Origin of the sequence: Halomonas sp. DP1Y21-3 (genome assembly GCF_019801245.1) — a bacterium.
Taxonomy (GTDB): Bacteria; Pseudomonadota; Gammaproteobacteria; order Pseudomonadales; family Halomonadaceae; genus Halomonas; species Halomonas litopenaei.
This window is the reverse complement of the sequence record NZ_JAHVJM010000004.1, coordinates 177,430-200,664: the sequence shown is the minus strand read 5'-3', so window position 1 is coordinate 200,664 and position 23,235 is coordinate 177,430. Positions and strand designations below refer to the sequence as shown.

General features: G+C 64.6%; 16 protein-coding genes. 3 read left to right on the top strand and 13 right to left on the bottom strand.

The genetic code is table 11. The features are described from left to right. Window positions 1-45 precede the first annotated feature (45 nt). The 8 genes from glp to KUV74_RS13095 form a co-directional block, all read right to left on the bottom strand. Window positions 46-1,308: a gephyrin-like molybdotransferase Glp gene (gene glp / locus KUV74_RS13130; RefSeq protein WP_222516548.1), complete on the bottom strand. Its 1,263-nt coding sequence runs from the start codon at window positions 1,306-1,308 to the stop codon at window positions 46-48. Beyond that, on the bottom strand, window positions 1,305-1,916 hold the full coding sequence (gene moaB, locus KUV74_RS13125) for a molybdenum cofactor biosynthesis protein B (protein WP_222516547.1): 612 nt from the start codon (window positions 1,914-1,916) through the stop codon (window positions 1,305-1,307). The genes glp and moaB overlap by 4 nt, the downstream gene beginning before the upstream one ends. Window positions 1,917-2,065: 149 nt before the next feature. Next, window positions 2,066-2,881 (bottom strand): peptidylprolyl isomerase, encoded by an 816-nt coding sequence (locus KUV74_RS13120; RefSeq protein WP_108448824.1) that lies wholly within the window; start codon window positions 2,879-2,881, stop codon window positions 2,066-2,068. Between the two features lie 11 nt (window positions 2,882-2,892). Beyond that, window positions 2,893-3,570 (bottom strand): respiratory nitrate reductase subunit gamma, encoded by a 678-nt coding sequence (gene narI, locus KUV74_RS13115; protein ID WP_108133049.1) that lies wholly within the window; start codon window positions 3,568-3,570, stop codon window positions 2,893-2,895. Further along, complete coding sequence (gene narJ, locus KUV74_RS13110) at window positions 3,567-4,322, bottom strand: nitrate reductase molybdenum cofactor assembly chaperone (RefSeq protein WP_222516546.1); 756 nt, start codon at window positions 4,320-4,322, stop codon at window positions 3,567-3,569. The genes narI and narJ overlap by 4 nt, the downstream gene beginning before the upstream one ends. Continuing rightward, on the bottom strand, window positions 4,315-5,871 hold the full coding sequence (narH, locus tag KUV74_RS13105; RefSeq protein ID WP_222516545.1) for a nitrate reductase subunit beta: 1,557 nt from the start codon (window positions 5,869-5,871) through the stop codon (window positions 4,315-4,317). Before narH ends, narJ begins: the two co-directional genes overlap by 8 nt. Next, window positions 5,868-9,635, bottom strand: a complete 3,768-nt coding sequence (locus KUV74_RS13100; RefSeq protein ID WP_222516544.1) for a nitrate reductase subunit alpha — start codon at window positions 9,633-9,635, stop codon at window positions 5,868-5,870. The genes narH and KUV74_RS13100 overlap by 4 nt, the downstream gene beginning before the upstream one ends. Window positions 9,636-9,717: 82 nt before the next feature. Further along, window positions 9,718-12,429 (bottom strand): nitrate/nitrite transporter, encoded by a 2,712-nt coding sequence (locus KUV74_RS13095; protein WP_222516543.1) that lies wholly within the window; start codon window positions 12,427-12,429, stop codon window positions 9,718-9,720. 249 nt (window positions 12,430-12,678) lie between these two features. On the opposite strand from KUV74_RS13095, the gene KUV74_RS13090 reads away from it, so the two are divergent. Both KUV74_RS13090 and narL read left to right on the top strand, forming a co-directional pair. Further along, a complete protein-coding gene (locus KUV74_RS13090) occupies window positions 12,679-14,520 on the top strand; it encodes a histidine kinase (protein WP_108448820.1) in 1,842 nt (613 codons plus the stop codon). 92 nt (window positions 14,521-14,612) lie between these two features. Beyond that, entirely contained in the window at window positions 14,613-15,257 is a 645-nt protein-coding gene (gene narL / locus KUV74_RS13085) for a two-component system response regulator NarL (protein WP_045994022.1), read from the top strand. A gap of 337 nt (window positions 15,258-15,594) precedes the next feature. Here narL and KUV74_RS13080 read toward each other — a convergent pair whose 3' ends face one another. Genes KUV74_RS13080 through phhA form a run of 3 tightly spaced genes read right to left on the bottom strand, consistent with a single transcriptional unit; the run spans window position 15,595 to window position 18,087 of the window. Next, a complete protein-coding gene (locus KUV74_RS13080) occupies window positions 15,595-16,785 on the bottom strand; it encodes an aromatic amino acid transaminase (RefSeq protein ID WP_108133056.1) in 1,191 nt (396 codons plus the stop codon). Window position 16,786: 1 nt separating this feature from the next. Next, a complete protein-coding gene (locus tag KUV74_RS13075; RefSeq protein WP_045994020.1) occupies window positions 16,787-17,137 on the bottom strand; it encodes a 4a-hydroxytetrahydrobiopterin dehydratase in 351 nt (116 codons plus the stop codon). 38 nt (window positions 17,138-17,175) lie between these two features. Next, window positions 17,176-18,087 (bottom strand): phenylalanine 4-monooxygenase, encoded by a 912-nt coding sequence (gene phhA, locus KUV74_RS13070; RefSeq protein ID WP_222516542.1) that lies wholly within the window; start codon window positions 18,085-18,087, stop codon window positions 17,176-17,178. Window positions 18,088-18,371: 284 nt separating this feature from the next. On the opposite strand from phhA, the gene KUV74_RS13065 reads away from it, so the two are divergent. Then, window positions 18,372-19,934, top strand: a complete 1,563-nt coding sequence (locus KUV74_RS13065) for a sigma-54-dependent transcriptional regulator (protein WP_045994019.1) — start codon at window positions 18,372-18,374, stop codon at window positions 19,932-19,934. A gap of 119 nt (window positions 19,935-20,053) precedes the next feature. Here the strand turns inward: KUV74_RS13065 and KUV74_RS13060 are convergent, their stop codons facing one another. After that, window positions 20,054-22,012 carry an ATP-dependent DNA helicase RecQ gene (locus tag KUV74_RS13060; protein ID WP_222516541.1) on the bottom strand — a complete coding sequence of 653 codons (1,959 nt, stop codon included), beginning with the start codon at window positions 22,010-22,012 and terminating at the stop codon, window positions 20,054-20,056. Window positions 22,013-22,118: 106 nt separating this feature from the next. After that, the gene (locus KUV74_RS13055; protein WP_213227121.1) at window positions 22,119-23,051 is read right to left on the bottom strand and encodes a GGDEF domain-containing protein; all 933 of its coding nucleotides are present in this window, start codon (window positions 23,049-23,051) and stop codon (window positions 22,119-22,121) included. Window positions 23,052-23,235 lie beyond the last annotated feature (184 nt).

The following is a 23,235-nucleotide window of genomic DNA, read 5'->3' as shown; positions in this document are numbered from 1 at the left end:
GTCGGAACATTTTTTAGGTGTGCTATCGGTGTTCAGGTCGTCGCGCTAGCGGGCGAACTGGCTTAGCGGCAGGTAGGGATAGCGCTGGCCGGGCACCACCTGCTGGCCGGGGGGGACCTGGAGGTAGCCGTCGGCTTGTGCTGCACTCTTGAGCATATTGGAGCCCTGGTCGCCGGCGATCCTGGCCACCGGGGCAATGTCGCTGTGATCCAGGCGGACACGTAGCCACTGGGTGCGGGTGCGGTTGGCGCGGTAGGTGAAGCCTGCATGCACTGCAAAGCTCGCCAGCGGGGCGATGGTTCGTCCCTGCCGGCGATGCAGTACCGCCAGGCCCAGCAAATGCCAGGCGACCAGGGCCGCGGTGGGGTTGCCGGGAAGTCCCAGCAGCGGGGTGCCGGTGGACGGTGACTGGCCGATGTAGCCCAGGGTGAAGGGCTTGCCGGGCTTCATCGCCACGCCGCTGAGGCTGATGCCGCCAAGGCGCTCGAGACAGGGCCTGACGTGGTCTTCCTCACCCACCGAGACGCCGCCGGTACAGACGATCAGATCGGCCTGGCGGGCGGCGAAGGTCAGCGCTTCTTCCAGCGCCGTGGCGCTGTCGCTGATGTTGCCAAGGTCGACAAGCTCGGCGTTGTGATCCTGCAGCAGGGCGTGCAGCATGCCGGCGTTCGAGTTGTAGATCTGGCCCGGGGCCAGCGGCTTGCCGGGCGTGACCAGCTCCGAGCCGGTACTGATGACGGCGACGCGCACCCGACGCCGGCAGGGCACCTCGGTGATGCCCTGGGCCGCCAGCAGCGCCAGGCGGATGGCATCGAGGGGCTCACCCGGCTCGAGCAGTGCCGCTCCCTGGGTGAGCTCTTCGCCACGCCGTCGGATATGGTCTCCCAGCTGCAAGTCAGTGGGAAAGTGGATCTGGCCGGCGTCGTCGATCCGTACCCGTTCCTGGGGCACCACCACGTCGGCACCGCGGGGAATCGGTGCTCCGGTGAAGATGCGCGCACAGCCGTCGAAGGGCAGGGTGATCGGGGCGGCGCCGGCGGGCACTCGGGCCACCACGGGCAGGGCAAGCCGGTGCTTGAGGTCGGCCAGACGCAGGGCGTAGCCGTCCATGGCGCTGTTGTCGATGCCGGGGACGTCGTGCAGCGCCTTGAGCGGCGCGGCCAGGATGCGGCCACGGGCGTGGGTCGTTCTCAGCGTCTCGGTGTCCTCCAGCGGGCGGGTCAAGGCGATGACCTGCTCGCGGGCCTGCCAGGGATCGATCAGGGTGCGGCCCCTGGTCGGGGTGTCACAGCCGCAGGTCTCGCTCATGGGGTGACCTCCAGGGCTTCGTGTCGAGCCGTCATCCCGTTGACTGAAGCGACGTGGTGATCGGCGCTGCGGCTGGTGCAGCGCTGGCTGTCCTTCACCACCATGGCGACGAAGTTGCAGGGCCGGGTGCGGGCGTCGAGCTGGGCTGCAAGAATGTCGTCCCAGGCCATGGCGCAGGCCTTGGGCGAGCCGGGCATGGAGAACACCAGGGTGCGATCGATCACCCCGGCCACGGCGCGGGACTGGATGGTGGAGGTGCCGATGGCCTCGAAGGAACGCAGACGAAACAGCTCGCCGTAGCCTTCGACGACCTTGTCGAACAGTACCGTCAGTGCCTCTGGTGTGTTGTCCCGGGCGGTGAAGCCGGTGCCGCCGTTGACCAGCACCACCTGGATGTCGGAACGGATCACCCAGGCGCTGACCTGGGCGCGAACGCGATAGATGTCGTCGGGGACCAGGGCGCGCTCGGTCAGGCGGTGTCCGGCGCCGGCTAACCGGTCCGCCAGCAGGTTGCCGCTGCCGTCCTCGTCCAGGCCACGGGTATCGGACACGGTGAGGATGGCGATGTCCAGCGGGGTGAACACGGCGCACGTGGACGTATGAGACATGCAAGGACTCCGGTGGAGAGAACGTGAAGGGAGCCCGCCGGACCCTGAGGTCTGGCGGGGGTGTCAGGTGGGAGGGAAAGGGGAGTCGGCACGCGTCATTCGCTAGTGGCGCCTGGTCGGCGCTCTGTCTGTGCTCTTTCAGCGACCTGTCAGCGCATCAGGGGGCCGTCGACGTCATCGTCGGCCAGGGTGAAACCCTCGACGCCGATCTCGCTTTCCAGCGCCAGCAGGTAGTGGCGCAGGGCGACGCGGGTGGCCTGTTCGGTCAGCTCGTGGGCGACCCTGTCCTTGACCTCGGCGTAGGGCAGTGGCTGGCGCTCTAGACGGGCGTCGATGACGACCACGTGCCAACCGTAGCGTGACGGCAGCGGACGCTCGTGCAGGCCTTCGGGCAGGGGTTCCAGCGCGCGGTCGAGCTCGCTGACGGTCTGGCCGCGGCTGACCCAGCCAAGGCTCCCGCCTTCGTCCTTCGATGGGCACTGCGAAAACCGCTGAGCCATCTCGTCGAAGCGTTCGGGATGCTGCTTGAGGGTGTCGATCAGCCCTTCGGCCTTCTTGAACTGCTCGTCGCGGGCGTCCAGGTCGTCGGGGGCCGCCGCCAGCAGGATATGCCGGACCTTGAGACGAGTGGGCTCGCAGAAGCGTTCGGGGTGAGCCGCGTGAAAGCGCACGCAGGCCTCTTCATCGGGCGGGGGGACTTGCAGTTCCTGATCCAGCATCACGGCGATCGCACGTTCGTCGGGCTCGTGCAACGAGCCCGTCTCGATGCCCAGGATCTCGGCGCGCTGGCGCAAGAGTTCCTGGATGACCAGGGCGCGGGCCGCCGCCTTGGCGGCGGCCTCGCGATCCGTTGACGGATGGAACTGCATCTCCCCGGCGATGGCTTCCTCGCCGATCACGCTGTCACCAACACGAATGCTGGGAACCGTTGTGTGCGGCAGGGTTTCCACGGGGATGGTTTGCATGACATGCCTCCTCAGGCACGGCGCCGGACGATCTGGTAGCGACGGCCCAGGTAACCCAGGGGAGCGCTCCAGGCGTGAACCAGACGAGTGAACGGGAACACCAGCACGATGGTCAGACCGACCAGAATGTGCAGGTGGTAGATGAAGCCAATGCCTTCGAGGTGGGTGGCGGCGCCGCCCTGGAAGAAGACGATGGCCTGGGCCCATTCGGCGAGCTTGATCATCACGCCGCCGTCCAGGTGATGCAGGGCGGCGGGAATGGTCAGCAGGCCCAGGGTGACCTGAACCACCAGCAGCACGATGATCAGGTTGTCCATGAAGCTGGAGGACGCCTTGACCCGTGGGTCGGTGAAGCGGCGATGCAGCAGCATGGCGCCACCGATCAGACAGGCGATACCGGCAAGGCCTCCGACCAGGATGGCGAACACCTGCTTGGTGCCGGCGCTGATGAAGGGGGCGTAGACCCAATGCGGTGTCAGCAGGCCGACCAGGTGACCGAAGAAGATCACCAGGATGCCGACGTGGAACAGCGGACTGGCCAGGCGCATGCGCCTGGACGACAGCATCTGGCTCGAGCCGGTCTTCCAGGTGTACTGGCCATGGTCGAAGCGCAACAGGCTACCGATCAGAAAGACGCTGCCCGCCAGGTAGGGATAGAGGCCGAACAGCAGGGTGTGCAGGTAGTTCATGACAGACCTCCAGTGGGTCGAGAGGGCATGGCATCGGGGAGTCGAACGGTGTCGGGCTGGATACTGCCCCGACGTTCGGCGAGGCGCTTGCCCTCGGCGGAGGTCAGCGCGCAGTCCTGGTCGGATTCGGCCGAGAAACGCACGGCCTCCTCCTCCCACACGGCGTCGAGGGCGGCAGGGGTGTTGTCGGCCGGTTCTTCCTTGACCGCTTCGCGGTGGAGGTCCACCTGATTCTCGGCGCCGATCAGCGACAGCAGGGTCAGGGTCACCAGCGCCTGGTCGCACTGCTTGGTCTCCAGACGGGCGGTGATGAGTGCCAGGATATGGCTGACGTCACCGATCCAGCGGGCCACCTCGTCACCCTCGCGGGTGGAGAGGAACTCCAGCAGCAGCGGCAGGTGGTCGGGCAGCTCGCGGCTGTCGAGGGCAAAGCCGGCGTCCTCGTACTCGCCGAGCAGGTCGACCATCGCCTGGCCGCGGTCGCGGGATTCGCCGTGGACGTGCTCGAACAGCAGTAGCGAGGTGGCGCGGCCACGATCGAACTGGGCGACGTAGGCCGCCTGGACGTCCAGCAGGCGGGCATCCGCCAGGCGATCACACCAGTCGAGCAGTGCCTGCCGGGGGGCTCCCCCCGGCAGTGGCATGGCGGCGATCGCCGCCTTGACCTCGGCAAGCCCCTCGATCAGTTCCCGGTCGGGATAGTCGAGCAGCCGGGCCAGGGCGCGCAGACCCTGGGCGAGTGGATTAGTCATGCTCGACCTCCGGATGGCTGGGGTCGTACTGCTCGACGTTGACCAGGGTGGTGGTCTGCTTGCGTCCGCCGAACAGGCTGGTCTTGTCGCTGCCGCCCTGGCAGCCGTTGCCGAAGGTGAAGCCGCAGCCGCCACGCTCCGGGAAGGCCTCGCGGGCCTGCTCGCGGTGGCTGGTCGGGATGACGAAGCGGTCCTCGTAGTTGGCGATGGCCAGGTAGCGGTACATCTCTTCGACCTGGGCCTCGCTCAGCTCGACCTCGTCGAGCACGTCGTGGCGCAACTCACCGTCCACGTGCTTGCCGCGCATGTACTCGCGCATGGCCATCATGCGCTTGAGCGCGCGAACCACCGGCGCCTCGTCCCCGGCGGTGAGCATGTTGGCCAGGTACTTCACCGGGATACGCAGTGATTCGACCTTGGGCAGCACGCCGTCGGTTTCCACGTGGCCACCGTCCACTGCCGACTGGATCGGCGACAGCGGCGGCACGTACCAGACCATCGGCAGGGTGCGGTACTCCGGGTGCAGCGGCAGCGCCAGCTGCCAGTCCATGGCCATCTTGTAGACCGGGGACTCCTGGGCCGCCTTGATCACGTTGTCATCGATGCCGTCACGCTTGGCCTGGGCGATGACCTCGGGATCATTGGGGTCGAGGAAGATCTCGCACTGGCGCTTGTACAGGTCGCGCTCGTCCTGGGAGGCGGCGACCTCCTCGATGCGATCGGCGTCGTAGAGCAGCACGCCCAGGTAGCGGATGCGACCGACGCAGGTCTCGGAGCACACCGTCGGCTGGCCCGACTCGATACGCGGGTAGCAGAAGATGCACTTCTCGGACTTGCCGGACTTCCAGTTGTAGTAGATCTTCTTGTACGGACAGCCGGACACGCACATCCGCCAGCCGCGGCACTTGTCCTGGTCGATCAGGACGATGCCATCCTCTTCACGCTTGTAGATCGCACCGCTCGGGCAGCTCGCCACACAGGCCGGGTTGAGGCAGTGCTCGCACAGGCGCGGCAGGTACATCGTGAAGGTGTTTTCGAACTGGCCGTAGATGTCCGCCTGGATCTTGTCGAAGTTGGCGTCCTTGCGGCGCTTGGCGAACTCGGTGCCGAGAATCTCTTCCCAGTTCGGGCCCCACTCGATCTTCTCCATGCGCTGACCGGAGATCAGCGAACGGGGACGCGCCACCGGCTGGTGGCGGCCTTTCTTGGCCTGGTGCAGGTGCTGGTAGTCGAAGGTGAACGGCTCGTAGTAGTCGTCGATCTCCGGCAGGTCGGGGTTGGCGAAGATGTTCGCCAGCACCCGCCACTTGCCACCGATGCGCGGCTCGATGGTGCCGTCCTCGCGCCTCAGCCAGCCGCCTTTCCAGCGCGCCTGGTTCTCCCACTCCTTGGGATAGCCGATGCCCGGCTTGGTCTCGACGTTGTTGAACCAGGCGTACTCGACGCCTTCACGACTGGTCCAGACGTTCTTGCAGGTCACCGAACAGGTGTGACAGCCGATGCACTTGTCGAGGTTGAGCACCATGCCCACTTGGGAACGGATCTTCATTTCACTGCCTCCTGGGCGCTGTCCTGTCCTTCGCCGTCCAACCAGTTGACGTGCTTCATCTTGCGCACCATGACGAACTCATCACGGTTGGAGCCGGCGGTGCCGTAGTAGTTGAAGCCGTAGGAGAGCTGTCCGTAGCCGCCGATCATGTGGGTCGGCTTGGGGCAGACGCGGGTGACCGAGTTGTGAATACCGCCACGGGTACCGGTGACCTCGGAACCGGGCACGTTCACGATGCGCTCCTGGGCGTGGTACATCATCGCCATGCCGGTCTTGACCCGCTGGCTGACCACCGCGCGGGCGGCGATGGCGCCGTTGGCGTTGTACAGCTCGATCCAGTCGTTGTCCTCGACACCGATGGCGACCGCGTCCTCCTCGGACAGCCAGACGATGGGGCCGCCACGCGACAGGGTCAGCATCAACAGGTTGTCGGAGTAGGTGGAGTGGATGCCCCACTTCTGGTGCGGGGTGATCCAGTTCAGCGCGATCTCCGGGTTACCGTTGGGCCGCGGCATCGCCATGGCCTTGGTGGCCTTGGTGTCGATGGGCGGACGGTAGACCAGCAGGCTCTCGCCGAAGTCACGCATCCAGGCGTGATCCTGGTAGAACTGCTGGCGGCCGCTGACGGTACGCCAGGGGATCAGCTCGTGGACGTTGGTGTAGCCGGCGTTGTAGGACACGTGCTCGTCTTCCAGGCCAGACCAGGTCGGGCTGGAGATGATCTTGCGCGGCTGGGCCACCACGTCGCGGAAGCGGATCTTCTCCTCTTCCTTGGGAACCGCCAGATGGGTGTGGTCGCGTCCGGTGATCTTCGACAGCGCGTCCCAGGCCTTCACCGCCACCTGACCGTTGGTCTCCGGTGCCAGCGCCAGGATCATTTCGGCGGCGTCGATGGCGCTTTCGAGTCTTGGCTGACCCTTGGCCGGACCCTCGAGCTTGACGTGGTTGAGACCACGCAACAGCTCGACTTCCTTGTCGGTGTTCCAGCCGATGCCCTTGCCACCGTTGCCGATGCTCTCGAGCAGCGGACCCACCGAGGTGAAGCGCTCGTAGGTCTCGGGGTAGTTGCGCTTGACCTCGATCAGGCTCGGCATGGTCTTGCCGGGGATCGGCTCGCACTCACCGCGCTTCCAGTCGAGCACTTCGGGCTGGGCCAGCTCGCCGGGGCTGTCATGCTGCAGCGGCAAGGTGACCAGGTCGGTTTCCTCGCCCAGGTGGCCGGGGCAGACCTGGGAGAATCTCTTGGCGATGCCCTTGTAGATGTCCCAGTCGCTGCGCGCTTCCCAGGCCGGATCGGTGGCGGCGGTCAGCGGGTGGATGAAGGGGTGCATGTCCGAGGTGTTGAGGTCGTCCTTCTCGTACCAGGTCGCGGTGGGCAGCACCACGTCGGAGTACAGGCAGGTGGTCGACATGCGGAAGTCCAGGGTGGTGAACAGATCCACCTTGCCCTCGGGGGCCTCGTCGTGCCAGGTGACTTCCCGCGGCATGGCGCCGCCGGATTCGCCCAGGTCCTTGCCCTGCAGCCCATGACGGGTGCCCAGCAGGTACTTGAGCATGTACTCGTGACCCTTGCCCGAGGAGCCCAGCAGGTTGGAGCGCCACACGAACATGTTGCGCGGGAAGTTCTGGGGGTTGTCCGGGTCTTCGGCGGCGAAGCCAAGACGGCCCTGCTTGAGCTGGCTGACCACGTAGTCGGCGGTGGACATACCGGCCTCACTGGCGGGGCCTGCCAGGCGCAGCGGGTTGACCCCGAGCTGCGGCGCCGACGGCAGCCAGCCCATGCGCTCGGCGCGCACGTTGAAGTCGATCAGGCTGCCGTCGTACTTGTCGGCCTTGGCCAGCGGCGACAGCAGTTCCTTGACCTCGAGCTTCTCGTAGCGCCACTGGCTCGAGTGGTTGTAGAAGAACGAGGTGCCGTTCATGTGGCGCGGCGGACGCTGCCAGTCCAGGCCGAAGGCCAGCGGAGTCCAGCCGGTCTGTGGACGCAGCTTTTCCTGGCCCACGTAGTGGGACCAGCCGCCACCGGACTGACCGATACAGCCGCACAGCACCAGCATGTTGATCAGGCCACGGTAGTTCATGTCCATGTGGTACCAGTGGTTCATCCCGGCACCGACGATGATCATGGACCGACCCTGGGTCTTGTCGGCGTTGTGGGCGAACTCGCGGGCGATGCGGATACACTGGTTGGCGGGCACGCCGGTGATCTTTTCCTGCCACGCCGGGGTGTAGGGACGCAGCTGGTCCAGTGCGGTGGCGCCGTCGTCCTCGCCTTCGCCGCCGAGGCCACGGTCGATACCGTAGTTGGCGCACATCAGGTCGAACACGGTGACCGCCAGCACTTCCTTGCCATCGGCCAGGGTCAGCTTCTTGGCCGGCAGGCAGTGGTGCAGCACCTCGTTGCCTTCGACGTGGTCGAAGTGCTCGTGGGCGATGCCACCGAAATAGGGGAAGGCCACCTTGGCGACGCTATCGTGGGCGTCGGCCAGCGACAGTCGCAGGTCGATCTCCTGGCCGTCGGCGTCCAGTGACTCAAGGCTCCACTTGCCCTTTTCGTTGTCGCCGTTCTCGCCCCAGCGGAAGCCGATGGAACCGCGCGGCACCACCAGCTGGTCACGGGTCTCGTCCCAGGCGACGGTCTTCCACTCGGGGTTGTTGTCCTGGCCGAGCGAGGCGTCGAAGTCGGCCGCACGCAGCTGCTTGCCCGGGGCGTAGGTGCCGTCCTCGCGGGGCTCGAGGGCCACCAGGAAGGGCATGTCGGTGTAGCGCTTGACGTAGTCGGTGAAGTAGACGCTGGGCGAGGCGAGGTGGAATTCCTTCAGGATGACGTGGCCCATGGCCATGGCCAGGGCGGCGTCGGTGCCCTGCTTGGCGGACAGCCATTCGTCGGTGAGCTTCGAGACCTCGGCGTAGTCCGGGGTGATCGATACCGTCTTGGTGCCCTTGTAGCGCACCTCGGTGAAGAAGTGGGCGTCCGGGGTACGCGTCTGCGGCACGTTGGAGCCCCAGGCGATGATGTAGCCGGAGTTGTACCAGTCGGCGGATTCCGGCACGTCGGTCTGCTCGCCCCAGGTCTGGGGGGAGGCCGGCGGCAGGTCGCAGTACCAGTCATAGAACGACAGGCAGACACCACCGATCAGCGACAGGTAGCGGGCGCCGGCGGCGTAGGAGACCATCGACATGGCCGGGATCGGCGAGAAGCCGATGATGCGGTCGGGGCCGTAGGTCTTGGCGGTGTAGACGTTGGCCGCCGCGATCAGGGTCTGCGCCTCGTCCCAGTCGGCGCGGACGAAGCCGCCCATGCCGCGGGCACGCTTGTACTGATTGGCCAGGACCGGGTCCTCGACGATGGAGGCCCAGGCATCCACCGGGTCGGCGTGCTTGTCCAGCGCGCGTCGCCACAGGCTGACCAGCTCCTGGCGAATCAGCGGGTACTTGAGGCGGTTGGCACTGTACAGGTACCAGGAGTAGCTGGCGCCACGTGGGCAACCGCGGGGCTCGTGGTTGGGCAGATCGGCGCGGGTACGCGGATAGTCGGTCTGCTGGGTTTCCCAGGTGACCAGGCCATTCTTGACGTAGATCTTCCAGCTGCACGAGCCGGTGCAGTTCACCCCGTGGGTGGAGCGCACGATCTTGTCGTGCTGCCAGCGGGCGCGATAGCCGTCTTCCCAGTCACGTGTCTCTTCGCGGGTTTCGCCGTGTCCGTTGGCGAATTCCGGAGGACGTTTGGTCAGGTATCTCAGGCGATCGAGAAAATGACTCATGGAGGTCTCCTCAAAGGCCCCCCGAAGGGGGCCTGGCTAGGCGGTCCTTGCGGACTCGAATGTCACGGTCTTGACGGGAACGTCAGTGCTGGGTCTGGGCCGCACCGGCGCTTGGCTTGCGGGTGGGACCCGCATCCAGGTTCAGTTCGATCTCCGCGCCCTTGCGGCTGTAGTAGAACCAGGTCAGGGCGGTGCAGAACACGTAGAACACGATGAAGCCGATCAGTGCCGCTTCGGCACCGCCGGTCAGCGAGATCGAGGTACCGAAGGACTTCGGAATCAGGAAGGCGCCGTAGGCGGCGATGGCCGAGGTGAAGCCGATGGTGGCAGCGGATTCGCGCTCGGCGTGGACCAGCTGCTCGGCGGCGGTCAGGTTCGGCATCAGCCGCGGCACTTCCTTGCGGAAGATCGACGGGATCATCTGGAAGGTGCTGGCATTGCCGACGCCGGTGGCGAAGAACAGCAGCATGAAGGAGGCGAAGAAGCCGTAGAAGGCGATCGACATGTCCTTGTTCATCAGGAAGAACAGCACGCCGATCACGCCGCCGATCATGGTCAGGAAGGTCCAGAAGGTGACCCGGGCACCACCGAAGCGGTCGGCCAGTCCACCGGTCCAGGCACGACTCAGGGCGCCGACGAACGGGCCGAGGAAGGCGTACTGGAGGGCATCGATGGCCGGGAACTGGGTCTTGGTCAACAGCGGGAAGCCGGCGGAGAAGCCGATGAAGCTGCCAAAGGTGCCGGTGTAGAGGATGCACATCAGCCAGTTGTGCTTGCGCTTGAAGATGACCGACTGCTCCTTGAAGGAGGACTTGGCGCTGGCGATGTCATTCATGCCGAACCAGGCGGCGACGGTGGCGATGACGATGAACGGCACCCACACGAAGCCGGCGTTCTGCAGCCACAGAAGATCAGTGTCGGACATCGGCTGGCCACTGCCGGTGAACATCACGAAGCTGCCGGTGGAGATGACCACGGGCACCAGGAACTGCATCACCGACACGCCGAGGTTGCCGAGGCCGGCGTTCATGGCCAGGGCCTTGCCCTTCTCACGCTTGGGATAGAAGAAGGCGATGTTGGCCATGGAGGACGCAAAGTTGCCGCCACCGAAGCCACACAGCAGGGCGATGATCGCCATCACCAGGTAGGGCGTTTCGGGATTCTGGACGGCGAAGCCGATCCACAGGGCAGGTAGCAGCAGCGAGGCGGTGGAAATCGCGGTGAAGCGACGGCCGCCGAAGATCGGTACGGTAAAGCTGTAGAAGATCCGCAGGGTGGCACCGGAAAGACCCGGCAGGGCCGCCAGCCAGAACAGCTGGTTCGGGCTGTACTCGAAGCCTACCTGGGGAAGCTTGGCCACGACCATGGACCACACCATCCAGATGCAGAAGGCCAGCAGCAGACAGGGGATGGAGATCCACAGGTTACGCGTGGCGATCTTGCGACCGGTGGACTGCCAGAAGGACTCGTCCTCGGGGCGCCAGTCCTCGAGCACGAAACGGCTCGGGGTGGACAGCTCGGGCAGGTCGGTGGACTCGCAGCGATCGCGGGCCTCGATACGCTCGGCCTTGCGGATGGCGAAGTGCATCCACATGAGCGCGGCGGCAACCACGACGAACATCAGCATGAAGCAGCTCTGCCAGATGCCGATGACATCGTTGAGCATGCCGAAGGTCAGCGGCAGGAAGAAGCCGCCGAGGCCACCGACCATGCCGACGGCGCCACCGACCAGGCCGACGCTCTTGGGATAGTAGACCGGGATGTGCTTGTACACGGCGGCCTTGCCCAGCGACATGAAGAAGCCCAGCACCATGGTCAACAGGATGAAGCCGACCAGCGGCATGGCGAAGGTGAACTCGACCGGACCACGGACGCCATCGACGACGTACTGGGTGGGCGGATAGCTCAGCAGGAAGGTGCAGATGACCGAGGCCAGGAAGGTCCAGTACATCACGCGACGGGCGCCGTAGCGGTCGGACATCCAACCGCCGAGAATACGGAACAGCGAGGCCGGGATGGTGTACAGCGCCGCCACGATACCCGCCGCTGACAGGCTCAGGCCGTAGACCTCGATCAGGTAGTGGGGCAGCCAAAGGGCGAGGGCGACGAAGCCACCGAAGACGAAGAAGTAGTAGAGCGAGAAGCGCCACACGCGCAGGTCGGCCAGGGGCGCGAACTGCTCGGACAGCGGCAGGCGCACGGCATTGCGCGACTGATTCTGGGGGTCTTCCTTGGCCAGCAGGATAAAGGCCACGCCCATGATCGCCATGATGGTGGCGTAGACCAGGGCGGTGCTTTTCCAGCCCATTGCCATCAGCAGGAAGGGCGCGCCGAAGTTGGTGACGGCGGCACCGACGTTACCGGCCCCGAAGATGCCCAGCGCCGTACCCTGGCGTTCCTTCTCGAACCAGGCCGAGGTGTAGGCCACGCCGACGATGAAGGAGCCACCGGCAAGGCCGATACCCAGTGCGCCGACCAGCAGCATCACGTAGCTGTTGGCGAAGGTCAGCAGGTAGACACAGGTAGCGGTGACCAGCATGAGCAGACCGAAGACCCAGCGGCCCCCGAAGCGGTCAGTCAGTACACCGAGAAAGAGTCGGCTGATCGAACCCGTCAGCACGGGAGTGGCCATCAGCAGGCCAAGTTGGGTGTCGGAGAGCGCGAAGTCCTCCTTGATCTGGATACCGAGAATCGAGAACAGGGTCCAGACGGCGAAGCAGAGAGTGAAGGCGAGTGTGGATAGGCCTAGCGCTCTGTTCTGCTGACGCCGGGGTACGGTGTCATGTTGGAGCATGTGCTTTCCTCTTTAGGGGTGCCGGTTCGGCCCCTAAACCTTGCTACAATGTATCTGTATGGCACTTGATTGTGGTCAAGAGAATTGCGTGCTATATCCAGCGCATTTGCTTAATTACCTCCATGGAGGTATCCGGGTGTTTTTGAGGTGTTCGTCACGTATTATCTGCCCTCTCAGATGGATGCGACATTCCGGAAATTTCTAGATGATGAAACCCTTGATCTGGGTCAAAAAGGGAAGGTGTAGTAGATGAACGGCGCCTTTTACCTGCGCCGATCACTGATGCTGCGCATGCTGGTCGCCATGGCGGCGATATCCTGTCTGGCCCTGGTCAGCCTGCTGGGCTCCATCGTCATCGCAAAGAGCGCGGGAGGTTACGCCGACGCCATCAACCAGGCGGGCTCGCTGCGAATGCAGGCCTATCGACTGCTGGCGACGTCGGAGTTGCTGCCGGCGGATCATCCCAGGCGACGCTGGCAGCACGAACAGATGGAGGCCACGCTGGCTGCCGGCGCGATCATCGCGCTGATTCCGGTGGACGCCGATGATCCGCTCAGAGAGGCCTACGACAGGGTGGTGGAGTGCTGGCACGAAACCCTGCGTCCCAACACGGTGGATTTCGAAGGTGGTGACGTCTTTCGGCTGGATGACAAGGTCGCCGAGTTCGTCGACAAGGTCGATATTCTGGTGGGAAGGCTTCAAGAATATGCCGAGTCAAAGGTCGTATTTCTTGAGGTTTTTCAGGGGGCATCACTCGCCGTTCTCGTGATATTTATGGTGATGGTTGTCTATCGAATAGTCTGCGGTGTCATGCCGCCATTTCGTGACCTTATTCGTGTTGTAAATGGCGTAATGGTCGGTGACTTTTCGGGGAGAACCATCTACCGAGGTAACGACGAGTTAGGCTTGTTATCCAGAACAATCAACAAGATGAATGCCAGCCTGTCGGAAATGTACGGTCAGCTGGAAAAGCGTGTCGCGGCGAAGACCCATGAACTGAAGCGCAGCAATGATGCGTTGCGTATGCTTTATCTGACCGCGCGGCGTCTCAATGGGGTCACTCCGCTGACCCGGGAAGAGCTCGAGGAAGTGTTGCGCCAGCTGGAGGCGGTGACCGACGAAGGCCCCTTCGAGCTGCGCCTGTCCATGGGAGGCAATGGCAAGGATATTGTCAGACTCAGCTCTCGCCCCGGCGCGGAAAGCGCTTTCGTTCAGGAACCATCGCGCGGGCGTGAAATATCAGACAAGGCGGCTGCCGGACTGTATGCCAACGGCAATGAATACGCGGTCAGGGTGCGCGAAGCGGGTCGGGATTTTGGCGAGTTGCGTGTCCATCAGCCTCCCGGCCATATGCTGGCCCAGTGGAAGATCGAGCTGGTGGAGACGGTGGCCGGGCTGATTGCCGCGGCCTTGTCGCTGTCCGAGAAGGCCGACGAACAGCGTCGGCTGGCGCTGATGGATGAGCGCGCGGTGATTGCGCGAGAGCTTCACGACTCGCTGGCGCAGTCGCTGTCCTACCTGAAGATCCAGGTCACCCGTCTACAGATGCAGCTCGATCAGCAACGCCACGAGCAGGTGGCGCAGGTGGTCGCGGAACTCCGGCACGGTCTCAATTCGTCCTACCGCCAGCTCAGGGAGCTGCTCAACACCTTTCGTCTGCGCATCCATGAGTCGGGTCTGGAAGCGGCGTTGGAGGAAACGGTGCTGGAGTACTCCAAGCGGGGCGACTTCGAGCTGACCCTGAAAGGCCAGTGGAGCGGGCTGTCGCTGACCCCCAATGAGGAAATTCATGTGCTGCAGATCGTGCGCGAGTCACTGTCCAACGTGGCCCGCCATGCACGTGCTCGGCACTGCACCATCAGCCTCGCCGTCGACGACACGGGGCACTATCAACTTTCGGTCACGGACGACGGTGTAGGCATCGGACCGCAATCCGATCCTTCCATGTCCCACGGGATGGCGATCATGGAAGAGCGGGCACGAAGCCTGAGTGGAAAGCTCACGGTCAGGGGCATCAAGCCCTGCGGCACCGTGGTGACCGTCCGCTTTCTGCCGCGTCTGTTGGCGCAGTTACCTGTGGCGTCCGAGTGATGGGCTTTCACGGGCGCGAGGTCGCGACGACGTGGCCTGCTGAACGTGTTGCCCGGCAGCGGGTCGGGTGAAACCACTCTGGAGATAGCACTATGAGCATGCTTCGATTGATGATCGTGGACGATCACCCCCTGTTCCGGCGTGGGGTGCGTCAACTGGTGGACATGGATCCTAGTCTGGTGGTGGTCGGTGAAGCCTCGGATGGCGCCGAGGCGGTGCGCAAGGCCGTCGATCTGCAACCCAACCTGATCCTGCTCGACCTCAACATGCAGCCCATCGACGGCATCGAGGTGCTCAGGCGGATGCGTGATGCCCGGGTCAAGAGCCGCATCGTGATCCTGACCGTGTCCGACTCCGACGATGACGTGGTGCGCGCGCTCAAGGAAGGCGCCGATGGCTACCTGCTCAAGGACATGGACCCCGAGGAGGTGCTGCGGTTGATTCGCGAGGCGGCCCAGGGTCAGGTGGTACTGGGGCCACAGATGGCGTCGCTGCTGGCCAGCGTGGTCAAGGGCGAGCTGCCGGCAGGGGGCGACGACGGCATGTCGTGCCTGACCGCTCGAGAGAGGGACATCCTGCGGACCCTGGCTCGCGGCCTGTCCAACAAGATGATCGCCCGTGAGCTGGATATCGCCGAGGGCACCGTCAAGGTCCACGTCAAGCATCTGTTCAAGAAGCTGGATCTTCGCTCACGGGTGGAAGCAGCGGTGTGGGCCACCAAGCATGGCCTGGGCTAGGGCTTGTCTGAAAAGTGCCTGCGCTCGGTAATACGGCGTTAAAAATCGGCTGGTGCGCCAGCCCGGTCAAAATGCTCATTTACACCCCGTAAACTGCGCTTTCTCACCGATTTTTGCCTTGTCTAACCTTCGCTCGTCGACTTTTCGGACTGCGCCTAGGGCTTTTGCGAAACCTGCCTACGCTCGTCGACTTTTCGGACAGAGCCCAGGGCTTGCAGAAACAGGCTTGCAGGAACCGTGACTCCTCACGATAGCGCCGGGGGGGCGTCCGGATACGACAACGCCCGGGACAGGCCCGGGCGTCGTTTGCTGGCTGGCACAGCCCGCTGGCAGGGCGTCAGTCGTTGACGGCGGCCACCGCCTTGGCCAGGTACGGCAGGTTCTCCTGGGAGAAGCCGGCGACGTTGGCGCGGCCCGAGCGCACCATGTAGATGCCGTACTCGTCGCGCAGGCGGTCCACCTGTTCCGGCGTCAGGCCGGTGTAGGAGAACATGCCACGCTGCTCGGCGATGTGGGCGTACTTCTGGTCCAGCCCGTAGGGCTTCAAGGCCTCGACGAAGTCACGACGCAGGGTGTTGATGCGATCGCGCATTTCGGTGAGTTCCTCGCGCCACACCGCGGCGAGTTCCGCCGAGTTGAGGATCTCTGCCACGATGCTGCCGCCGTGGGCCGGCGGGTTGGAGTAGTTCTCACGGGCGACGATGGCGATCTGCGAGCGGACGTTCTCCATCTCCTCGCTGTTCTTCGCCACCACGATCAGGGCGCCGGTACGCTCGTTGTAGATGCCGAAGTTCTTCGAGCAGGAGCTGGTGATCAGCACGTTGTCGAGGTTCTCGGCCAGCAGGCGAACGGCGTAGGCGTCCTCGTCGAGGCCCTCGGCGAAGCCCTGGTAGGCGAAGTCGACCAGCGGCAGCAGGTCGCGCTGCTGGATCACTTCGAGTACCTGTTGCCACTGCTGGTGGTTCAGGTCGAAGCCGGTGGGGTTATGGCAGCAGGCGTGCAGCACCACCACGTCGCCCTGGGGGATCTGCTTGAGGGCTTCCAGCATGCCGTCGAAGTCGAGACGGTTGTCGGCGTCGACGTAGGGATACTTGTGCAGTTCGATGCCGGCGGCGGTGAAGATGCCGTGGTGGTTCGGCCAGGTCGGGTCGCTGACCCAGATGCCCTTGCCTGGCAGTTGGGTCGCGACGAAGTCCGCCGCCAGGCGCAGGGCGCCGGTACCACCGGGGGACTGGGTGACGCTGGCGCGGCCGGCCTCGAGCACGGGGGAGTCCTGGCCCAGCACCATCGGCAGCACCACGGCACCGTACTGGGCGGCGCCGTGTGAGCCGATGTAGGTCTTGGTGGTCTCGTTGTTGAGCAGCAGGGCTTCGGCCTCCTTGACCGCACGCATCACCGGAGTGTTGCCCTTTGCATCGCGGTAGACGCCGACGCCAAGATCGACCTTCTGGGGATTGGTGTCCTTCTTGAAGGCCTCGATGAGCCCGAGGATGGCATCCCCGGGAACCCGCTCAATCTTCTCGAACATTTTAGCTTGCTACCTCGTCGGTTCTGGCCGCTAGGATGAAATCGTTCTTGTGCAGGCCCTTCATCTCGTGGGACCACCAGGTCACGGTGACCTTGCCCCACTCGGTCAACAGGGCCGGGTGATGGCCGGCTTCCTCGGCGATCTCGCCGACGCTGTTGGTAAAGGCAAGGGCCTGCCGAAAGTTGCGGAACTTGTAGCTCCGCTCCAGTTGCATGATGCCATCGCGCTCGACGATCCGCCACTCGGGGATCTGCGCGTGCCACTGTTCGATCTCGTCCTCGGTGGCGTGGGGTGCGTCCCAGCTGCAGGCTTCGCAGGACTGCTCGGTGAGGGTCTGGGTGGTGTCGTTCATGCTGTCTCCTGGTGGTGTCGGTGAGCGAGTGTGGATGTTCAGGCGTGTTCGCTGCGTCGGTCGTTGTCGGCACCGTCGGGGGCGATCGGGACGTTCTCGCCAGTCTCGCCGGGCGTTGGCTTGGGCTTGACCGTTGAATTGGGCTTGGGCGGAAAGCGCGGTTCGAATAACCCCAGCGCCTTGGCTTCCTCGACCAGTGCCATCAGGTCGCGCCGGGACAGTTCCTGAAGCCTGTCGAGGCTGTCCAGAACGTAGTAAAGGGGCTGCAGGATGTCGATGCGATAGGGGGTGCGCAGGGCGTCGAGGGCGTCGAAGGGCGCATGTGCAGGGGTATCGGACAGGGCGTGCAGGGTCTCCTTGGGTGAGGAGATGATACCGCCGCCATAGATGCGCCGGCCTTGTGGGGTGTCCACCAGGCCGAATTCCACGGTCATCCAGTAGAGCCTGGCCAGGTAGACCCGGTCCTTGGGTTCGGCGGCAAGGCCGATGCGGCCGTAGGTGGCGGTGAACTCGGCGAAGGCCTCGTTGGTCAGCATCGGGCAGTGGCCGAAGATCTCGTGGAAGATGTCCGGTTCCTTGAGGTAGTCCAGCTCCTCGGGGGTACGGATGAAGGTCGCCACGGGAAAACGACGGTTGGCCAGCAGTTCAAAGAAGGTGTCGAAGGGAATCAGCGCCGGTACCTGGGCGGTCTGCCAGCCGGTGGCTTGCTGGAGCACCCGATCGACGTCGCCCAGTTGCGGAATACGATCGCTGGGCAGGCCGAGGCGCTCGAGGCCGTCCAGATACTGCTGGCATACGCGCCCTTCGATCAACGTCAACTGGCGCTCCATCAGCGTCTGCCAGGTTCGGTTCTCGACCTCGCTCCAATGGATGATGCCGTCGGCATCCGGCTCACGGGCCTGATAGGCGGTGCCCTTGGTGGACGGGGTGGACGAAGAAGGTGCGTGCATGGTGTCTCCCGGCGATTGTCGACTGTTGTGGTATCGAGACTGAGTCGAGTCTAGGCATGGGGGCTTTCCTCTCGCAGCCACGCATTCGGGGGACAGGTGCCATGTTGTCGGCTTTTTCTGTAACAAAATCTTTACGCAAGGCGCTCGAGATGGTGTCTATCGACCAAAGATGCAGGACGCGCTCCTCTGTCTTCGATAGGCTGTAACGAAATCTTGACATACGAGTCAGACCAGCCTGACGGAAACTTCAGATGGTGTGACCCTTTTGCGGAGCCATTCCCTTCATGCGCCTGAGAGTTCACTGCCAGAATCGTGTCGGCATCCTTCGCGACATAGTGGCCCTGCTGGCCGACTATGGGGTCAACGTGGCCCGGGGCGAGGTGGGCGGAGAGCACGGCAACGCCATCTATCTGCACGTGCCGCAACTGTTGCACGCCCAGCTGGCGACGCTGAAGCCCAGTCTTGAGCAGGTGTCCGGAGTATTCGGGGTGCGCCGGGTCAGCCTGATGCCCAGCGAGCGCCACCAGCTCGAGCTGGAGGCGCTGCTGTCGTCACTCTCCGACCCGGTGATGTCCATCGACATGGAGGGGCACCTGGTGGCGGCCAACCGGGCGGCGAGCCAGTTGCTCGGCGTGCGCGTCGACGAGGTGCCCGGGCTGTCGCTGAATCGCTACCTGCCGGAGCTCGACCTGCCGGAAGTGATTCGTCGCAACAATGCTCGGGTCAACGGCCTCAGGATCCGGCTCAAGGATGCCACCTACCTGGCCGATATCGCGCCGCTGCATCGCGAACACCACGACGACGTGGCCTCGCTGGCCGGTGCCGTGGTCACGCTGCATAGCGCCGATCGTATCGGCGAGCGTATCTATCAGGTGCAGCGCCAGGAGATGCGCGGCTTCGAGGCCATGTTCGCGGCCAGCCCCCGACTCGCCTCCCTGATCCACGAGGCGCGGCGCATGGCGCCGCTGGACGCGCCGCTGTTGATCTTTGGTGAGACCGGCACCGGCAAGGAGGTGCTGGCGCGGGCCTGTCACCTGGCCAGCCAGCGCGGTCAGGCGCCGTTCATGGCGCTGAACTGCGCCGGCCTGCCGGAGTCCATGGCCGAGACCGAACTGTTTGGCTATGCCCCGGGCGCCTTCGATGGCGCTCGCCCCGAGGGCAAGCTGGGTCTGCTGGAGCTGACCGCCGGTGGCACCATCTTCCTCGATGAGGTCGGCGAGATGAGCCCGCGGCTGCAGGCCAAGCTGTTGCGCTTTCTGCAGGACGGTGGCTTTCGCCGGGTCGGCGCCGATGACGAGACCTACCTGGACGTGCGGGTGATCTGTGCCACCCAGCAGGATCTGCTGGCCCTGTGCGGCCAGGGGCTGTTTCGTCAGGACCTCTATCATCGCCTCAACGTGCTGTCGTTGAGCGTTCCGCCGCTGAGGGATTGCCTGGATGGCATCGAGGCCCTGGCCGGGCACTTTGTCGACCGAGCCGCGCGCCAGATCGGCTGCGCGCTGCCTGCGCTTTCCCCCGCGGCACTGGCGCGCATGGCCAGCTATCACTGGCCCGGCAATGTGCGGCAACTCGAGAACGTGCTGTTCCAGGCGGTGTCGCTGTGCGAGACCGGGCTCATCGAGCCGGCCCATCTGCGGCTGCCGGCCTCGGGGGCGCCGGCGGGTCTTGCCGGTATCGACCTGGACGGCTCGCTCAACGACATCCTGGGCGAGGTTGAGCGGCGCGTATTGGCCTCGCTGTACCCCCAGCATCCGTCCAGTCGCCAGTTGGCGCGGCGCCTTGGCGTATCCCACACCACCATCGCCAACAAGCTGAATCGCTATGGCATCACCGGCAGCGAAGGCTGACGGTGAGTGTGAGAGTGAAAGTGAGACTGAGACTGAGGGGGCTAGAGGCACCGACGAGGCATCGAGGCCCACTGCTCACGGTTGAATAGCTGGCGTTCGAATAGCTCGCGGTCGCAAGGCTAGCCTTCGAATAGTGGTGCGAGGGCTTGCCTGACGTCGGTATAGCGGGCGCTTTCCTGGCTGGCGAATCCCGGCAGGCGTCGCGCCTTGGCCTGGCTCAGGCGCGGGCTGATGACGCCGCACAGGAAGCGGGTAGCAAGCTCAAGGTCCAGCGGCTTGCCTGGCTCGACACTTTCCAGTGCCTGTGCCAGGCCCGTTAGCCAGGCTCGCAGTTCGCCCTCGTCGGGGAGTGCCGGAGCCGGGGCGGGCGGCAGGCTGGCGGTCTCGCCGCGACAGGCCGAACAGTGGCCACAGCGTCGGGGGGCATTGGGGTCACCGAACCAGTCGACGAGTCGCGCGCTGATGCAGTCGTCGGCCTCGAACAGCGCCAGCATGGCATCGAGTCGCTCGAGTTCGACCCCCGCACGCTCGACGAACTGCTGATGCAGCTCGGGGGCCAGCCGTCCGGGGTCCACGGCCGCGAGTTTGTGGTAGACCTCGGTCATCTGCTTGCTTTCCAGGCGCATCAGCCCCTGTTCCGCCAGGTAGTCGAGCGCCTTGAGCACCCGCGAGCGGGAGGTGTCGAGGCCGCGTTCCTGGCCCAGCTGGTCGAGGCGTTCGAAGTCCAGCCGATACCAGGTACGGGCCTTGTGCGAGGCATCGAGCAGTGCGCCGAGAAAGGCGCCGCGCTCGCCGGGGAAGCGGTCGAGCAGGGCGTCGGGTTCGATCGCCAGGCTGAAGCGATACTCGGCGAAGTAGCTGTGGCTGGCGCGCACCACGCCGGCCAGTTCCAGCTTGACCAGCAGCGTCTTCAGCGGCAGCTCGCGGATGTCCGAGAGGCGTGACAGGGCGTTGAGCGACAGCTCCCAGCTATCGGAGGCATCCGCCAGGTCGGTCAATACCGCCTCGATGCCCGACAGCGGTGGTACGTCACCATGGATAAAGTTCTCGAGCACCGGCAGGTGTTCACGTCCGGCCAGCATCAGGCACTCCGACGGCTTGCCGTCGCGCCCGGCGCGTCCGATCTCCTGGCTGTAGTTCTCGATGGACTTGGGCAGGTCGAAGTGCACCACCTGGCGGATATCGGCCTTGTCGATGCCCATGCCGAAGGCGATGGTGGCGACGATGCCGGGCAGGCGTCCGCTCATGAAGTCCGCCTGCAGTCGCTGGCGGGTCTCACTGTCGAGCCCGGCGTGGTAGGCGGCGACCTCGAGCCCGGCAGCCTTGAGGTAGGCCGCCAGGCGTTCGGCGCTTTGCTGCAGGGTGACGTAGACAATGGTGCCGCCGTTGCCGAGTCTTGGCGCCAGCCAACTGGCCAGATGGCGAGCCCTGTTGTCGGCGGGCAGCGGGGTGACGGCAAGGTCCAGATTGGCGCGGTAGAAGCCGGTGGTGATGACATCGTCAGGCGCGATATCGAAGCCTCGACGCATGTCATCGATGACCTTGGGCGTGGCGGTGGCGGTCAGCAGCAGCACCTGGTCGATGCCGAACTCCCGGCGATAGTCGGGCAGTTTCTGGTAGTCCGGGCGAAAGTTATGTCCCCATTCCGACAGGCAGTGGGCCTCGTCGATCACCATCAACGAGACCCGCACGTCGCGCAGAAAGGCGCGAAAGCGTTCATTGCGCAGGCGCTCGACCGATACCATCAGGACCTTGAGCTGGCCGTTGCGGGCCGCTGCCATGACCTCCCGAGCCTGATCGCGATCCTGACTCGAATCGATGCTGGCGGCGGCGATGCCGCGCGAGGTCAGCGTCGCCAGCTGGTCCTGCATCAGCGCCAGTAGAGGGGATACCACCAGGGTGAGGTAGGGCAGGTGCAATGCCGGCAGCTGATAGCACAGCGACTTGCCCGAGCCGGTCGGGAAGATCGCCGCTGCGCTGCGGCCTTCTGCGATGGCGTTGATGGTCTCCCGCTGTCCTGGCCTGAAGTGGCGGTGGCCGAAGACGTTCTCGAGGGTCTGGTCGATGGTGGTGGACATGCTGGCTCCCTGATGGCGGGCCCTGTGACAGCGGCAGGATCGGGGGCAAGGGTACCCAAAACAGTCACCGGCATGAAGCGACGACGTGCCAGCTCAGGTGGCGGTGTCAGGATGATCCCTGGGGCAACCAGCGCTGGATCACGCGATCGCGGCCCTGCTGCTTGGCTTCCATCAGGTTGGTGTGGACCTGCTGCATCAGTTGCGCGCTGCTCAAGCCGCGAACAAAGTCAGAGACACCGATACTGACGGTGACCTTGTGGCGACCGATGCCGAAGTCCTGACGAGAGATGCTCTCGCGCAGGCGCTCCGCCAGCTCGCGCGCTCTGCCAGCGGGTGTCATCGGCAGCAGCAGGGCGAATTCGTCGCTGCCCATGCGTGCCAGCATGTCCTCCTGGCGCAACTGGCTGGATGCCAGGGCGGCGATCTGACAGAGCACCCGATCACCGAGTCCGCGCCCCCAGGTGTCGTTGATCAGGGCAAAGTGGTCCAGGTCGATCAGCAACAGCGATAGCGGCGTGCCATGGCGGTTGGACATGGAGGCGATCTTGTCGATGTGTCCCATCATCGAACGTCGGTTGGTCAGCCCGGTGAGTTCGTCGGTGCCGGACAGGTAGCGAAGACGTTGCTCTTCGGCGACCTGATCCTCGATGTCCACCAGCAGGCCGTGCCACAGGATGCCTTCGTCCGAGCGCTCCGGCAGTGCCTCCAGCGAATACCAGTGCGGGGTGAGTTCGCCGATCGGCAGGCGCAGTCGCGTGGATACCGGCGACAGCCAGTGCGCAGAGTGTTCGATGGCCCGGATGAATTCACCGTAGGCGTCACCCAGCAGATCGCCGAGCCGCTGACGCACGTCGTTGATCGACAGCAGTGGCTCAAGGCGAGCCGTCATCGGGTCTTCACCGGTCAGGGCGGGAAGCTGCAGGCGGCCGCGAGCGTCTCGCTTCAGGGTGAACAGCACCCCCGGGACACGCTTGAGGCAGGCAAGACTCGCGCTTTCATTGCAGGTCGGGGAGGGTGACGGCGGGTCACGATCTTCCATAGCAGGCAGTCCTTGGCCACGGGATGGCGGGTCAACCCGAGGTATCGGGCCTTTACCACCATCTTAAAGGCAGGGCATTGCGGGTATATCAGTCCAAGGGACTAAGAAATATCAGACAAAACTCTGCATTTGTGGATTGCGCCATAGGAAGGAAAGGCTTGAACGTTCTCGCCAGGCCGCTGAT

What these genes read in the sequence shown, in the direction of transcription:
- narH (WP_222516545.1), bottom strand. Translation starts at nt 5,871, where the DNA reads ATGAAGATCCGTTCCCAAGTGGGCATGGTGCTCAACCTCGACAAGTGC.
- narI (WP_108133049.1), bottom strand. Translation starts at nt 3,570, where the DNA reads ATGAACTACCTGCACACCCTGCTGTTCGGCCTCTATCCCTACCTGGCG.
- phhA (WP_222516542.1), bottom strand. Translation starts at nt 18,087, where the DNA reads ATGCACGCACCTTCTTCGTCCACCCCGTCCACCAAGGGCACCGCCTAT.
- KUV74_RS13095 (WP_222516543.1), bottom strand. Translation starts at nt 12,429, where the DNA reads ATGCTCCAACATGACACCGTACCCCGGCGTCAGCAGAACAGAGCGCTA.
- KUV74_RS13120 (WP_108448824.1), bottom strand. Translation starts at nt 2,881, where the DNA reads ATGCAAACCATCCCCGTGGAAACCCTGCCGCACACAACGGTTCCCAGC.
- moaB (WP_222516547.1), bottom strand. Translation starts at nt 1,916, where the DNA reads ATGTCTCATACGTCCACGTGCGCCGTGTTCACCCCGCTGGACATCGCC.
- KUV74_RS13065 (WP_045994019.1), top strand. Translation starts at nt 18,372, where the DNA reads ATGCGCCTGAGAGTTCACTGCCAGAATCGTGTCGGCATCCTTCGCGAC.
- KUV74_RS13080 (WP_108133056.1), bottom strand. Translation starts at nt 16,785, where the DNA reads ATGTTCGAGAAGATTGAGCGGGTTCCCGGGGATGCCATCCTCGGGCTC.
- KUV74_RS13055 (WP_213227121.1), bottom strand. Translation starts at nt 23,051, where the DNA reads ATGGAAGATCGTGACCCGCCGTCACCCTCCCCGACCTGCAATGAAAGC.
- KUV74_RS13100 (WP_222516544.1), bottom strand. Translation starts at nt 9,635, where the DNA reads ATGAGTCATTTTCTCGATCGCCTGAGATACCTGACCAAACGTCCTCCG.
- narJ (WP_222516546.1), bottom strand. Translation starts at nt 4,322, where the DNA reads ATGACTAATCCACTCGCCCAGGGTCTGCGCGCCCTGGCCCGGCTGCTC.
- KUV74_RS13090 (WP_108448820.1), top strand. Translation starts at nt 12,679, where the DNA reads ATGAACGGCGCCTTTTACCTGCGCCGATCACTGATGCTGCGCATGCTG.
- glp (WP_222516548.1), bottom strand. Translation starts at nt 1,308, where the DNA reads ATGAGCGAGACCTGCGGCTGTGACACCCCGACCAGGGGCCGCACCCTG.
- narL (WP_045994022.1), top strand. Translation starts at nt 14,613, where the DNA reads ATGAGCATGCTTCGATTGATGATCGTGGACGATCACCCCCTGTTCCGG.
- KUV74_RS13075 (WP_045994020.1), bottom strand. Translation starts at nt 17,137, where the DNA reads ATGAACGACACCACCCAGACCCTCACCGAGCAGTCCTGCGAAGCCTGC.
- KUV74_RS13060 (WP_222516541.1), bottom strand. Translation starts at nt 22,012, where the DNA reads ATGTCCACCACCATCGACCAGACCCTCGAGAACGTCTTCGGCCACCGC.